The organism is Hymenobacter tibetensis (assembly GCF_022827545.1).
GTDB classification, from domain to species: Bacteria; Bacteroidota; Bacteroidia; order Cytophagales; family Hymenobacteraceae; genus Hymenobacter; species Hymenobacter tibetensis.
The window spans coordinates 2447798-2462053 of the sequence record NZ_CP094669.1 but is presented as its reverse complement, the minus strand read 5'-3'; the positions used below and the strand labels follow the sequence as shown (position 1 = coordinate 2462053).

Below are 14256 nucleotides of genomic sequence, written 5' to 3'. Positions count from 1 at the left end.
CTCGATTGAAGCTACCAGCGGCGGCTAGTTGCTCGCTGCCACGCGCAAGCAGTAAGACCTAACTCACAGCCAGTCAATCATCCACGGTGGTCTAGAAACCTGTCTGCAAAAAAACTCTCAGTTTTTCCGCTAACACTTCGTTGATTCGCCGGTAAGATTGAAACGTCCATCCACCCACGTGCGGCGACAGTACCACGTTTGCAGCGTTGGTTAGGTAATCGAAACGGGCTTGCTGCTCTGGCTTCAGTGTGCCTAGTTTCTCGTTTTCCAGCACGTCCAGCGCCGCGCCGCGCACCTGGCCGCTCTGCAGGTTGCGCACCAAAGCCGCATGGTCGAGGATTTCGCCGCGGGCTGTGTTCATCAGCCAAATAGGCTTTTCAAAACCTTGCAGCAGTTCTTCGTTCACGAAATGATGATTGGCTGTGGAGTAGGGAATATGCAGGCTGAACACCTCCGCGCGCTGTTGCAGCTCCTCCAACCCAACTAAAGTGGCATACTTATCGGCCAACACGGCAGGGTCGTGGTCGTGGGCCAGCACGGTGCAGTCAAACGCCGATAACCGCCGCGCAAATGCTCGGCCCATGTGTCCGTAGCCAAGTAGCCCAATGGTCTTCCCTCCTATTTCCTCGCCCCTGTTGGCCTCACGCCGCCACTGCCTACTCCGCACTTCCTTATCGGCCCGCACAATGTTGCGGAACAAGCCCAACAGTAACCCCACGGCGTATTCGCCGACTGCATCCCGGTTACCTTCGGGCGCGTTCAGCAACGTGACACCCGCCGCTGCCATGGCCTCCTCATCGATATTGTCAACTCCGGCTCCGGCCCGCGCCACATAACGCAGCTGCGGCCCGTGCGCCAGCAGTTCTACCGTCACGCGCAGCTTCGACCGGACCATCAGCCCATCATAAGGATGCGCTGCCAGAGCGGCCGGCACCTCGGCGGCAGTTAGCTCGGGGCGGTAGTGGAGTTGCACACCAATTTCCTGCATGTAGTCGGGCAGGCTAGGGTGCATTTCGTCGATGACGAGGCAGAGGGACATGATTTGATGATTTAAAAAGATCCTACCGGAGCAAGAGCTGAATCGCCTGTGAGGTGCATCAGCTCTTTCATTAACTCGTTTTTTGTTAATGCACCTATTCAACTTTCTTCTGCTTTTTGCACCGAGGTGGCACGCGAAGGGTAAAGAAAATATAAGTTTATGCCAGCCCGTACAATTAGGTAGCTGTTGCTTGTGTAGGCTGCATACACTCGATCTACTAGAGGTTTTCCGTACGGTTTAGAAGCATCTTGATATAGATGCAATGCTGTTCCATTACCAGAACTCGTAGTGTAATAACATCCAGTCAGATGAGTTATATCATCTTCGTCAAAAAATATATCCGACAGAACATACCAGCTCAAGCAAAGTACAGCTAGGGTAAAAACCAGTTTGTAACTTATTGGCATTGTGTCAGATGTTTTCACACTGATGCTAAATGCTATGCGCTTCCACCCACTTTGTCAGTCCCACAAAATCAGCCACGCTCAATTGTTCGGCGCGCTTGTCGAAAATAGGGTCAGTGGTGTCTTCCGGAGTCATGCCTAACGGCTTGAGGGCATTGCGGAGTGTTTTGCGTCGCGTGGCAAATGCCTGCTTCACCACTTTAAAGAACAGCTTCTCGTTGCAGTCCAGGTGCTCGGTTGTGTTGCGAGTAAGGCGAATAACGGCCGACTGCACCTTGGGCGGCGGATTGAACACGTGCGGCGGCACCGTAAACAGGTACTCAATGGTGTAGAAAGCTTGCAGCAGTACGCTTAGAATACCATAGGTTTTCGAGCCGGGCCCTTCTGCTAGTCGGTCGGCCACTTCCTTCTGAATCATGCCTACCACTTCCCGCACTTGCTGGCGGTGCGCCAACACCTGGAAGTAGATCTGGCTGCTGATGTTGTAAGGAAAGTTGCCGATGATGCTGATGGGCTGGTCGTTGTAGAGCTTTCCCAGGTCCATCTTCAGGAAATCCTGGCTGTAAATCCGCTCGGTCAGCGCTGGATAATGCTTCTGCAAATACGCCACGGAATCCCGGTCAATTTCCACCACCGACGTGCGGTAAGCCGGGTGTTGCAGCAAGATCTCAGTTAGCACTCCCATGCCCGGCCCAATTTCCAGCACTTCTGTCACGCCATCCGGCAGCCGTAGTGCCTCCACTATCTTCCGGGCAATATTGGAATCGGCCAGAAAGTGTTGGCCCAGGTGCTTTTTGGCTTTAACGGAATCCATAAGGATGGTCTAGATACTGAAACAGTTAGTAAGGAAGGCAACAAGGCTCGTACGCTAGTTGAAGCAAGCCAGACAAAAGGCCAGAATAAGTAGCAGCTGCTTCATCCACTCATGCCCCGGTGGGTTGAATGCCTAAAACACCTACCGCATCTAGTCACCAGCTATACCAGGCCATCAACGTTTTCCAACGACTAGCTAGCAAGCACAGCCGGCAATTCTAGCAGCCATTCGAAAGCAGCTACTAGAAACTTCAATTACCTTCACGCCCAAAGGTACGCCTACGCCGCCGAAACCGGCGGTGGCCAGCTTTAACTCAGGCTTTCACTGCTTTTTGTGCTCCCCATGTCGCTTGAACTTGCCCACGCCGCCGATTTTCCATCCATTGCCGACACCGTGTTCATTGTGCCGGCCGGCACCACCGAACTACCCATTCTCGCGGCGGCCGACTTGCCGGAAGCGGCCCGCAACTACGTAACTGCCCAGTTGGCTACGGACACCAAACTGATTCATCTCAATCAGTACTCGCACCACCATTACTACGTAGTGGCTCCGTCCGCCGAGAAAACCACCCCCTATCTTGCCGCCGAAGCCCTGCGCAAAAGTGGCCATCAGCTCTACTCACACCTGAAAGCCGACAAGATCCGCGAGTTGTATGTTTGCGACTTAACAGATACTGGCGCCCTCGCCCTCGCAGAAGGAATAGCCCTAACGGCGTACCAGTTTGAAGGCTACAAAACCGATAAAAAGAGCAACCCAGCAACTGACCTGCAGAAGTTGACGCTCGTTAGCGCCAGCGTGACGGCCGCGCAAGTGCAGGAGTTAGCGGGCGTCCTACAGGGCGTTTTCTTGGCCCGCGACTTAGTGAATGCGCCCCTCAACAAGCTAAACGCCACCCAATTTGCGGAGCGGATGGCGGCGGCAGGTGAAGAAGTCGGGTATCACACTGAAATTCTGGACCTCGTCCGCATTGAAGCGTTGCGGATGGGCGGGCTGTTGGCCGTGAACCAGGGCAGCCCCGAGCCGCCTACGTTCACCATTATGGAGTACAAGCCGGCAGGGGCCACCAACACCAAGCCTTATGTACTGGTAGGCAAAGGCGTCGTGTTCGACACCGGGGGTCTGAGTTTGAAGCCCACGCCCAACAGCATGGACATGATGAAGCTGGATATGGCTGGCGGCGCAACCGTAACGGGAGTGCTTTATGCGCTGGCCAAAAACCAGATACCGCTGCACGTCATCGGCCTAGTGCCCGCCACCGACAACCGCCCTGGCGGCCTGGCCTTTGCCCCCGGCGACGTCATTACGATGTATAGTGGCCTAACAGTGGAAGTGCTGAACACCGACGCCGAGGGCCGCTTGCTTTTGGCGGATGCCCTGGCTTTCGCCAAGAAATACAACCCCGAGCTGGTGCTGGATTTTGCCACGCTTACGGGCGCAGCCGCCCGTGCCATTGGCAAGGAAGGCATTGTAGCCATGGGCACTGTCAGCGAGGAGCAAATGTTGGAATTGAAACAAGCAGGGCACCGCACCCACGAACGCCTGGTGGAGTTTCCGCTGTGGGATGAATACGCCGACCACATCAAATCTGATATTGCCGATATCAACAATGTAGGCAAGGGAGAAGCTGGCGCCATTTCCGCGGGCAAGTTTCTGGAGCGTTTCACCGAAGGGTATCCGTGGGTTCACTTCGATATTGCTGGCCCTGCCTACCTCATGGCCCCCGACTCCTACCGGGGCAAAGGCGGCACCGGCACCGCCGTCCGCCTCACCTACGATTTTCTGAAAACCAAAGTATAAGCGTGTCATACAGGGCATGACGGCCTCCGGTGCGTTGAAGCTACCGAAGCCTCTTTTGGTGGCCAAGCGCAGCCGAGGCGTCTTGCTTGTTTCACTGGGTTGGCACTCCAGCAGCGGCTACAACCGAACTTCGGTGCCCCGATGACATTCTTCTTTCACTCTTTATTTCCCCTGCATGCTCCCACGCATTGGCATATCTGTTGGCGACTTAGCCGGTATTGGCCCGGAAATCATCTATAAAACCTTCCTCGATTCGCGGTTGCTTAAATTCTGCACGCCCGTCGTGTATGGTACGGCCACGGTACTCTTCGACGATTTCCCGGTTGCTAAGGATGCGGAGCCTCTCACCTTCCGGCAAGTGCGCGAGGCCGCCGATATTGCGCCGGGCAAACACAACGCCGTAACGTGCTGGGAAGAAGATTTCACCCTTACTCCCGGCCAGCCAACCACTGCCAGCGGTACCGCGGCCCGGCTCAGCCTGCTAGCCGCTTCCCGCGACCTGAAAGCAGGCTTGCTCGATGCCCTGGTTACGGCCCCCATCAGCAAGGAGAACACCCAATCCGACGACTTCCGCTACCCCGGGCATACCGAGTTTCTCACTACCTTCTTCGGTGCCTCCGAGAGCTTGATGCTACTCACCAGCGAGGAACTGCGCGTAGCCACGGCCACTGGCCACATTGCCTTGAAAGATGTAGCTAGCCGCGTCACGAAGGAGTTGCTGCTTACCAAGCTGCGCATCTTATTGAAGTCGTTGAAGCAGGATTTTGGGCTTGAAAAGCCGCGGGTTGCGGTCCTGGGGCTTAACCCCCACGCCGGCGAAAACGGCTTGCTCGGAACCGAGGAGCAAGACGTAGTAACCCCCGTGATTCAACAACTGCTACAGGAAGGCCACTTGGTGTTCGGCCCTTATCCCGCAGATGGGTACTTCGGCACCCGTCAATACCGCCAGTTCGACGCCACCTTGTCTCTCTACCACGATCAGGGCCTGATTCCGTTCAAAAGTATTGCCTTCGAGCGGGGAGTGAACTTCACGGCTGGCCTGTCCGTCATCCGCACTTCCCCCGACCATGGCACGGCGTACGGTATTGCGGGCCAATACAAGGCCGACGAAACCTCGTTCCGGGAAGCGCTGTACTTAGCCTGCGACTTGGTGCGGCAACGGACTGCCTTGGCAGCCATCAAACCATTAGTGCCGGGCACCCCTCCGCGCGGAGGGCGCCAGGAATAACAGCAGCAGAACCCCTCACTGACCAGAAAAGCCACTCGTTCATACAGAGTTGGTGGCTTTTCTGCGTTTTTGGTGTTTCTGAAGGCATATCCTATAGCTATAACCTTGAGGGACTTATGGTTCTTGGCCTTAACACCATAGCCTGTCGGACTACGCAGCTTCTGCACTAAATCGAAACAATCTTTTCAAAAACGAAATTTAGTTTGCGGTTTTAAAACAGTCGCGTAACTTTGCAGCCGCTAAATCAAATCCGAATCCTGTTTCTGTTGCTTCTATGATTCTTCAAACTCCTTCTGACTACCGCACGGCGTTGCGCCGCATGGATGCGCTGGTAGCCGCTGGTTTTGAGGGCAACGCTGTGTTGGAGGCTGAATTCCGGGAGTTGATTGTTGCCCTCGATACTTACGAGGACAAGCTAGGCTTGCTACCCATACCCAACTTACCCACCTCCCTGGCGGATATGATTGAGTTGAAGCGTCAGCAAATGCGCCTCAAGCAAAAAGACTTGGCGCAACTGCTAGAAGTACCAGCCGGGCGCCTGTCGCAGATCCTCAGTGGCAAACGCCGCGTTACGCTGGACTTAGCCAAACGCTTGTACGAGCGGCTAGGTATTCCCCCAGAATTCATTTTGAAAAACGCCTAAAGCCACACCTTGCTTTAGACTCTGCTTTTACTAAACGGCAAAATCTTCCTACTTTTGCCCCCTGCTATAAATTGACCGTGAAGAAGAACGTTAAATACGACTTGGCTATTGCCAAACTAGCCGACAAAACGCACCAGTTTGCGTTCGAGCTAGATCGTGAGTTTTTCGAGCAGTTCGAGCAGCAACTCATTCCCGATGGCAAGCTCCACGCGGACGTGACACTGATCAAAACAGACCGCTTGCTCACACTGAACTTCGACATTTCGGGTACCGTACGCCTCACCTGCGACCGGAGCCTAGACGAATACGACCAGGAAGTGGACGTGCACGAGCAGCTATTGGTACGCTACGGCGACCGGGAAATAGAACTCGACGACAATGTGCTGCAAATCACTCCCGACACGCAGATCCTTCCTCTGGCGCAGCACCTGTTCGATTACATCGGGTTGGCCCTGCCCATGAAGAAGCTGCACCCGCGCTTCCAGAACGAGCCCGACGAAAACCCGGAATCAGAAACCAAACTCATCTTCACCACTCGCCAACCCGGGGACGATGAAGATGACGACGAGGGAACCGACCCGCGCTGGAATGCGCTGCGCAACCTCAACTAAGCGCCTGAGTCGCTTTTCACTCAACCAAGCAACACTTACCATTCAACATTTTTTTGACTCATGGCACATCCTAAGAGACGCCAATCCTCGACTCGCCGCGACAAGCGTCGCACCCACGACAAGCTAACCCCAAAGGCAGTTACGCTTTGCCAAAACACTGGTGAGCTGCACCTCCGCCACAAGGCGTACGTGGTAGATGGCGACCTATATTTGCACGGTAAAGTAGCCATCAAGGGCTACGCTCCGGTAGCAGCTCCTGCCGCCGCTGCCGATACCGACGAAGAATAGCCGCGTTTTCCCTTTTCTTTACCTCCCGGCACCTTCTCTCATACGCAGAGAGGCTGGGCGGTAGAGTAAGGTTCCTCTCCCAGACTCCTCCTTGATACCTCGTACATGAAGATAGCCCTGGACGCTATGGGGGGCGATTTTGCGCCCCAGGCCGCCGTAGATGGTGCGGTACTGGCCGCGCAACAACTAGCCGGCAAGGCCCAGATTGTGCTTATCGGCCAAGAAGCAGCCGTTCGCCCCCTCCTAGATCAGCATGGCGAAGCCGCCACTAGTCTTGCGCTAGTACCTGCCTCTCAAGTAATTGAGATGGGGGAGCACCCGGCCAAAGCGTATCAGCAAAAACAGGATTCCAGTATTGCTGTGGGCTACCGCCTGCTACACACTGGCGAGGTTGATGCCTTTTGTTCGGCAGGCAACACGGGTGCCATGCTGGTAGGCGCTATGTTTAGCGTCAAGCCCGTGCCCGGCGTATTACGCCCTGCTATTGCCAACTTTGTTCCGAAGCTGCACGGCGGTATGGGCATCCTGCTCGACGTAGGAGCCAATGCGGAATGCAAACCTGAAATGCTGGAGCAATTCGGTGAGTTAGGTTCTTTGTACGCCCAGTACGTGCTAGGCATCAGCAACCCCAAAGTGGGCTTGATGAATTTGGGCGAAGAAGAAGGCAAGGGTACTACCCTCACCCAAGCAGTACATCAATTGCTGAAAGTAAACCCTCACCTCAATTTCATCGGCAATATTGAAGGGCGCGACCTTTTCAATGAAAAAGCAGATGTTATTGTCTGTGACGGTTACACCGGTAACGTGATGCTGAAAATGGCCGAATCTATCTACGAGATTATGGCCGAAAAACAGATGCGTGACGCCTTTTTCGACAAGTTCAACTACGAGGCTGTTGGGGGCTCTCCTATTTTGGGTATCAACGATAATGCCATTATTGGCCACGGCGTTAGTACTCCTTTGGCCATCTGCAACATGTTGCTCCAAGGATACCAAATGGCGCAGTCTGGCATCTCCGATCAGATAAAAAATACCTTCAAGTCTTAGCGACTAAGTCCGGCCCCGGCCGGATTTTTTCTTGCCGCGTTTTCCGCTTTTCTTCAATGAAAATTACCGCTGCTATTACCGGAGTGGGTTCTTATGTGCCCGACTACGTGCTCACGAACCAAGAACTCGAGAAGATGGTGGATACCACTGACGAGTGGATCACGACTCGCACGGGCATTAAGGAGCGTCGCATTTTAAAAGGCGAAAACCAGGGCACTTCGGTAATGGGCACCAAGGCAGTGCAGCAGCTGCTTGCTAAAACGGGTACCAAGCCCGAGGAAATCGACTTGCTGATTTGCTCGACTACCACTCCTGACCTCGTCTTCCCTGCTACGGCTAACATTATTTCGGCAGCAGCGGGCATTACCCAGGCATTCAGCTTTGATATGCAAGCCGCTTGCTCCGGCTTCTTGTTTGCGCTGGCAACCGGCGCACAATACATCCAAACGGGTACCTACAAGAAAGTAGTGGTGGTAGGAGCCGATAAAATGTCGGCTATTGTTGACTACACTGACCGTGCGAATTGCATCATCTTCGGTGATGGGGCTGGTGCAGTATTGCTTGAGCCGAGCACCGAAGGCTACGGCCTGCTCGACCAAGTACTTCGTACCGATGGTACCGGCGAGCAGTACCTCTACCAGAAAGCGGGGGGCAGCCGCCGGCCGCCATCTAGCGAGACAGTAGCCAACCGGGAGCATTTCATCCACCAGGAAGGCGCTACGGTATTCAAGTTCGCCGTGACCAACATGGCCAACGTAGCTGCGCAGGTGATGGAACGCAACCATTTGACCAATGACGACGTGGCCTGGCTGGTCCCTCACCAAGCCAACAAGCGCATTATTGATGCTACGGCCCATCGGATGGGCGTGGGCCCAGAAAAGGTGATGCTTAATATTCAGCGCTACGGCAACACCACCAATGCTACCATTCCGCTGTGCCTTGCCGATTACGAATCGCAACTACACCAAGGCGACAACCTAGTTTTAGCGGCTTTCGGCGGTGGGTTCACCTGGGGTTCTATCTACCTCAAATGGGCCTATGACCCCAAGCCTGGACCGGCCATTAGTTAATCCTGACGGCCCGGACGCGGAAAACTTCTATACTTGCACTCCCAACGTGCCGTCCCGCCACTTTTCGGGACGGCACGTTCGGTTAGAAGGGGTGCGAACAACGATTACTAGTTGTCTGCTGCAACTTCACCCGCTACTCACGATTTCATTCACCAGCCCACCATTCACAAAAAGCAACCAGCTGTCCGCTGCTGCTACCCGCTTAAAAAATGGCTACTACCGCAGATTTCCGCAACGGCCTCGTGCTGAACTACAACGGCGAGTTGCACGTCATCACCGAGTTTCAGCACGTGAAACCTGGTAAAGGTCCCGCCTTCGTGCGCACCAAGCTTCGCAACATCAAAACCGGCAAAGTGCTCGACAACACTTTCAACGCCGGGGTGAAAGTGGAAACAGCTCGCGTAGAGCAGCGCCCGCATCAGTACCTATTCAAGGATGATTACGGCTTTACCTTCATGGATAATGCTACCTTCGAGCAAGTGGTACTGCCCGAGGCCATGGTACCCTTCGCTGACTTGATGAAAGAAGGCCAGGAAGCTACCATCCTGTTTCATGCCGAAACCGAGCAGCCGCTCACCGCTGAACTGCCTACCACTGTCGAGCTGATGGTGACCTATACCGAGCCTGGTTTGAAAGGAGACACGGCTACCAACACGCTCAAGCCTGCCATCGTTGAGACCGGGGCCCGGATTCAGGTGCCGCTGTTCATCGACACTGATACTAAAATTCGCGTCAAGACCAGCGACTACTCCTATGTCGAAAGAGTCAAGTAAGCACCCCAGCAAGTCAAGCGCCGCCATGAAAGCCAAGGAACTCCAGGAACTCATCGACTTCATTGCGAAGTCGGGCCTCAACAAAGTCAACATCGAAACGGAGGAGTTTAAAATCTCCGTGCAGCGCGAACCCAGCTACAAGCCGGTGGTTAGCATGTCGTCTTCGGCAGCTCCTGCTCCCGCCGCGGCTCCGGCAGCACCAGCGGCAGCTCCCGCTCCCGCCCCAGCAACGCCGGCCGCGCCAGCCGCCGCTGCGCCAGCCGCCGATAATTACGTGCCCCTGAAGGCTCCCATGATTGGCACCTTCTACCGCAGCAGCAGCCCTGATACGCCGGCTTTCGTGCAGGTAGGTGATTTGGTGGAGAAAGGCCAGGTGATTTGTATCATCGAAGCCATGAAACTGTTCAACGAAATAGAGGCCGAAGCATCAGGACGCATTGTAAAGGCGATGGTGGAAAATGCCTCGCCAGTGGAATACGATCAGCCTTTGTTCCTGATTGAGCCGATGTAATTTATTGGGTTTTTGGGGTCTTGGGAACTTGGGGTGCCGCCTATACGGCTAGCTCTTAGTTCGTAAGGCCCTTTTCCTTTTCCGCGAGACCCCAAGACCTTTAGCCCTCAAGACCCAATGTTCAAAAAAATACTGATTGCCAACCGGGGTGAAATTGCGCTGCGCATCATCCGGACCTGCAAGGAAATGGGGATTAAAACGGTGGCTGTTTATTCCACCGCCGACAAAGAAAGTTTGCACGTACGCTTTGCTGATGAGGCCGTGTGCATCGGGCCTCCTCCGTCCTCACAATCGTACCTCAGCATTCCCACGCTGATAGCCGCAGCGGAAATAACCAACGCCGATGCTATCCATCCGGGCTACGGTTTTTTGAGTGAAAACGCGGAGTTTTCGCGCGTGTGCCAGGAAAACGGCATCAAGTTCATTGGTGCTACGCCCGAGATGATCAACCAAATGGGTGACAAAGCTTCCGCCAAAGCCACCATGATCAAGGCGGGTGTACCGTGCATTCCAGGTTCAGTGGGACTGCTGGAATCAGTGGAGCAAGGCAAGAAAGTAGCGGCCAAAATCAAGTACCCCGTCATTCTGAAGGCTACGGCTGGCGGTGGCGGACGTGGTATGCGTATCATCCCTACCGAAGACGACTTCGAAAAAGCTTGGAATGATGCTCGTACGGAAGCCAAAGCAGCCTTCGGCAACGACGGTGTGTACCTGGAAAAGTTTGTAGAGGAGCCGCGTCACATCGAGATACAGGTGTGCGGCGACCAATATGGCCGCGTTTGCCACCTCTCGGAGCGTGACTGCTCGATTCAGCGCCGCCACCAAAAGCTGGTGGAAGAAGCACCTTCCCCCTTCATGACCGAGGAACTGCGCGAACGGATGGGCTCTGCTGCCGTAGCTGGAGCTTCTGCCATCGGTTACGAGGGTGTGGGTACCATCGAGTTCCTAGTCGACAAAAACCGTGACTTCTACTTCATGGAGATGAACACCCGCATTCAGGTGGAACACCCCGTGACCGAGGAGATTGTAAACTATGACCTCATCAAGGAGCAGATAAAAGTGGCAGCCGGCATCCCGATTTCTGGCCACAACTATTACCCCAAGATGCACGCCATGGAGTGCCGCATCAACGCCGAAGATCCAACCAAGGATTTCCGACCCTCCCCTGGCAAAATCACCACGCTCCACATCCCCGGCGGCCACGGCGTTCGGGTTGATACGCACGTGTACGCGGGCTATACCATCCCATCGAACTATGATTCGATGATAGCCAAGCTCATTACCGTAGCGCAAACCCGCCAGGAATGCATTGTAAAAATGAAGCGGGCGTTGAGTGAGTTTGTAGTGGAAGGCGTGAAAACGACTATCCCATTCCACTTGGCGCTCATGGATAACAAGAACTTCCAGGACGGCGACTTCACGACTAAATTTTTGGAGACGTCATTTGACTTTTCAGAGTTGTAAGCCACTGGTTTCAAGCCAAACCATGATGTTTGGTTGAACTGCAAATACCAGCTTAACACGCCGACCGATTGGCAACTTACGCAACACCCCCTAGAGAAAGCCAACCGTACTAGTTGGTTCTCTCTAGGGGGTGTTGCGTAAGTTGCCACACGTATCAAAGTGCACTTCAGGCAGGGCGTAGACCTCCAATATCTGCACTGGTTTAGCGTCTGGCTCTCCAAACTCCGTCTCGCTGTCATCCGCTAAGTAAGGCGAACCATCCTGAAACACGATGTCATAATAGGGATAGTGTGGTTGCGCTGGATGGGTAAACGGTACCAGTACAGCCATCCCATACGTAGCGGAAAGTTTTTGGCCTAACCATAAGGATCTTGCCTCCCAATCTTCGTTAGGCGTTCTGTAAAGAGCAACATGCTGCGGAAACTGGGGCACCTCTGACGTACTAGCTTCGAAAAAGATATGCATCGGATCCGCAGAATCGAATTCCATCGGCTCTTGGTCGCCTATCATCATGGCCCACTCGAACACAGTGAGGCTTGGCATCGCATCCCGAAAGCACTCCTGAATCTGTGCGGTTGATAGCACCTTACTTAAGTAGAACTCTTCCATAGCCAGAAGTAGGTAACACGCTATAACACTACAAAAAAGGCCGACTGTACAGTCGGCCTTTCTCATTAAGAATTTATGCTTTGGCGGATGGGTTGTTGGTCTCAATCTCTTGCACCAACTCGCCGTACCACTCCTCCCCGTACTTGCGAACCAGCGGCTCCTTCAGAAACTGATACACCCGCATGCCCAAGTTGGCGCCGAACGAGCAAGCTGGGTTGCAAATGCCCCACCGGTCGTAGTTCAGGGCTTCGAAGCCTTCGTACTTGGTAATGCGGATGGGGTATAAGTGGCAGCTGACGGGCTTCTTGAAGCTGGTAGCACCCGCTAGATAAGCCTGCTCAATACCACACTTCAGAATGCCTCGCTCGTCATACAATGCATAAGCGCACTCCCGGTCGTTGATGGTAGTGGTGCTATAGTCGCCTTCCCAATCCTTGATGTAGAGGCCCTGCTGCTCGATGGCCTGCTGGCCGGCTTCGGTAAGGAAGGGCTTGATGTGCTGATATTCCGCTTCGAGAATCTTTAGCTCGTCTTCCTCCAGGGGTGCGCCTAAGTCGCCTTCCACGCAGCAGGCGCCTTTGCAAGCTTCCAGGTTGCAAACGAAAAAGTTGTCCCGAATGTCATCAGAGATGACAGTGTTTTGAATGATGATCATAGTGGGTTGCTGCTGAGCGCGGCGAAGGGTTCAAGAAGGATAGCAGGCGTAGTTCTTCACAACTGCATCGGTCAACTTTTGCGTTCCTCCGCCAATAGAGTAACTGCAAAGATACCCAATTACTGTAGCCTGAACAGCACCTCTTCGGTCAGCTGGCACTGCCGATGATGCGAATACGTAGCCAACGAAACGGCCTGCGCCTGTTTAGCCAACAGTTGCCGTAACTCCGGTGCCATCAACAACCGGCCAATGGCAGCCTCGAACGCACCGGCGTCGCGCAGGGGGAACAACAGGCCCGTGCGGCCATCGTCCACTATTTCCAGGGTGCCGCCGGTGGCGGTAGCTACCACTGGCAGCCCTGCGGCCATGGCTTCAATTGTGACCATGCCGTAGGTTTCGTTGGTGGAGCCGGTGATGGATATATCGAGGGCGCGGTACGCTACTTCCGGCTGCGACGTGAATTCCCGAATGTGCACCACCTCAGTCAAGCCCAATTCCTGTATCCGGCGTAGTACTGCTTCCCGGTAGGCATTGCCCTCGTTGCGCGTCGACTCGCCCACTAACAGCAGGTGTAAGGGAACAGTTGGGTGCTTTCTGCGCAAAACGGCCAATTCCTCGACCACAAAATCCTGGCCCTTGCCATCATCAAACCGGCCGATAACACCCAGCAACACGGCACCCGTAGGCAGTTGTAGATGCAATTGTTGCCGAGCACGTGTGCGGGTTAGCGTCGGATCAGCAAACTTCTCTAGCTCTATGCCTAGCGGTACCACGTGCAGGCGCTCGGCGCTGAATCGAGTTTTCTCCAACACCTGTCGTGCCAGGCCGGGCAACGGGGAAAGCCACGCGTCTACGGCATTGTAGCGCACCGTGTGGATAAGGCCACGCTTTGCCAAGCCTAGCTGCATATGCTGCTGATATACCAGCTTCAGCGTAGGCATGTGCACCTTTTTGCAGAGCACTGCCAGCCCCAAATCTCCGTTCCTAGTGACGATAAGCACCCGTGTACCATAGGCTAGCATAACGCGAGCCAGCTGACCAGCAGCGGGAACATCCAAGGCTTTCCAACGGTTAGTGAGGCAAACCACTGGCAAGGCAAGTGCTTCGGCTCGAACGGCTATAGGGGAATCAGGCAGCGTAATCACCTGCACGGGCCAACCGCGGCGGTGCATCCACTCGGCGAAGCGCACGGTGTTCAGTTCTAGCCCGCCCCAACTCGCCGACAAGCACAGCAACGACAACGGAAACTTCGCGGCAGAAGCGGCAACGGAAGCAACGGCAGACTCAGGGGGATTCACGCAGC

General features: G+C 54.6%; 15 protein-coding genes. 10 read left to right on the top strand and 5 right to left on the bottom strand.

The annotated features are described in order from the left end of the window. Positions 1–91 precede the first annotated feature (91 nt). Both MTX78_RS09750 and rsmA read right to left on the bottom strand, forming a co-directional pair. Entirely contained in the window at positions 92–1039 is a 948-nt protein-coding gene (locus MTX78_RS09750; RefSeq protein WP_243802115.1) for an NAD(P)-dependent oxidoreductase, read from the bottom strand. 432 nt (positions 1040–1471) lie between these two features. Next, positions 1472–2257 carry a 16S rRNA (adenine(1518)-N(6)/adenine(1519)-N(6))-dimethyltransferase RsmA gene (gene rsmA, locus MTX78_RS09745; protein WP_243802113.1) on the bottom strand — a complete coding sequence of 262 codons (786 nt, stop codon included), beginning with the start codon at positions 2255–2257 and terminating at the stop codon, positions 1472–1474. Between the two features lie 342 nt (positions 2258–2599). Between rsmA and MTX78_RS09740 the strand changes: the two genes are divergently transcribed. The 10 genes from MTX78_RS09740 (at position 2600) to accC (ending at position 11689) form a co-directional block, all read left to right on the top strand. Further along, on the top strand, positions 2600–4054 hold the full coding sequence (locus MTX78_RS09740; RefSeq protein WP_243802111.1) for a leucyl aminopeptidase family protein: 1455 nt from the start codon (positions 2600–2602) through the stop codon (positions 4052–4054). A 175-nt stretch (positions 4055–4229) separates the two neighbouring features. Beyond that, a complete protein-coding gene (gene pdxA / locus MTX78_RS09735; RefSeq protein WP_243802109.1) occupies positions 4230–5282 on the top strand; it encodes a 4-hydroxythreonine-4-phosphate dehydrogenase PdxA in 1053 nt (350 codons plus the stop codon). 274 nt (positions 5283–5556) lie between these two features. Beyond that, positions 5557–5925, top strand: a complete 369-nt coding sequence (locus tag MTX78_RS09730; RefSeq protein ID WP_243802107.1) for a helix-turn-helix domain-containing protein — start codon at positions 5557–5559, stop codon at positions 5923–5925. Positions 5926–6002: 77 nt separating this feature from the next. Beyond that, positions 6003–6536 carry a YceD family protein gene (locus tag MTX78_RS09725; RefSeq protein WP_243802105.1) on the top strand — a complete coding sequence of 178 codons (534 nt, stop codon included), beginning with the start codon at positions 6003–6005 and terminating at the stop codon, positions 6534–6536. 60 nt (positions 6537–6596) lie between these two features. Further along, the gene (gene rpmF / locus MTX78_RS09720; RefSeq protein ID WP_022822852.1) at positions 6597–6824 is read left to right on the top strand and encodes a 50S ribosomal protein L32; all 228 of its coding nucleotides are present in this window, start codon (positions 6597–6599) and stop codon (positions 6822–6824) included. A gap of 105 nt (positions 6825–6929) precedes the next feature. Next, positions 6930–7871 (top strand): phosphate acyltransferase PlsX, encoded by a 942-nt coding sequence (gene plsX, locus MTX78_RS09715; RefSeq protein ID WP_243802103.1) that lies wholly within the window; start codon positions 6930–6932, stop codon positions 7869–7871. A gap of 56 nt (positions 7872–7927) precedes the next feature. Next, positions 7928–8941: a beta-ketoacyl-ACP synthase III gene (locus MTX78_RS09710; protein WP_243802101.1), complete on the top strand. Its 1014-nt coding sequence runs from the start codon at positions 7928–7930 to the stop codon at positions 8939–8941. A gap of 209 nt (positions 8942–9150) precedes the next feature. After that, positions 9151–9714, top strand: a complete 564-nt coding sequence (efp, locus tag MTX78_RS09705) for an elongation factor P (RefSeq protein ID WP_206986905.1) — start codon at positions 9151–9153, stop codon at positions 9712–9714. Between the two features lie 25 nt (positions 9715–9739). After that, positions 9740–10225, top strand: a complete 486-nt coding sequence (gene accB / locus MTX78_RS09700) for an acetyl-CoA carboxylase biotin carboxyl carrier protein (protein ID WP_243802099.1) — start codon at positions 9740–9742, stop codon at positions 10223–10225. 117 nt (positions 10226–10342) lie between these two features. Then, positions 10343–11689 (top strand): acetyl-CoA carboxylase biotin carboxylase subunit, encoded by a 1347-nt coding sequence (accC, locus tag MTX78_RS09695; RefSeq protein ID WP_243802097.1) that lies wholly within the window; start codon positions 10343–10345, stop codon positions 11687–11689. A 123-nt stretch (positions 11690–11812) separates the two neighbouring features. Here accC and MTX78_RS09690 read toward each other — a convergent pair whose 3' ends face one another. The 3 genes from MTX78_RS09690 to MTX78_RS09680 form a co-directional block, all read right to left on the bottom strand. After that, positions 11813–12298 (bottom strand): hypothetical protein, encoded by a 486-nt coding sequence (locus tag MTX78_RS09690; RefSeq protein ID WP_243802095.1) that lies wholly within the window; start codon positions 12296–12298, stop codon positions 11813–11815. A gap of 73 nt (positions 12299–12371) precedes the next feature. Further along, entirely contained in the window at positions 12372–12953 is a 582-nt protein-coding gene (locus MTX78_RS09685; protein WP_243802093.1) for a DUF3109 family protein, read from the bottom strand. A gap of 119 nt (positions 12954–13072) precedes the next feature. After that, positions 13073–14251, bottom strand: coding sequence for a glycosyltransferase family 4 protein (locus tag MTX78_RS09680; RefSeq protein WP_243802091.1), 1179 nt, complete (start codon positions 14249–14251; stop codon positions 13073–13075). Positions 14252–14256: the final 5 nt, after the last annotated feature.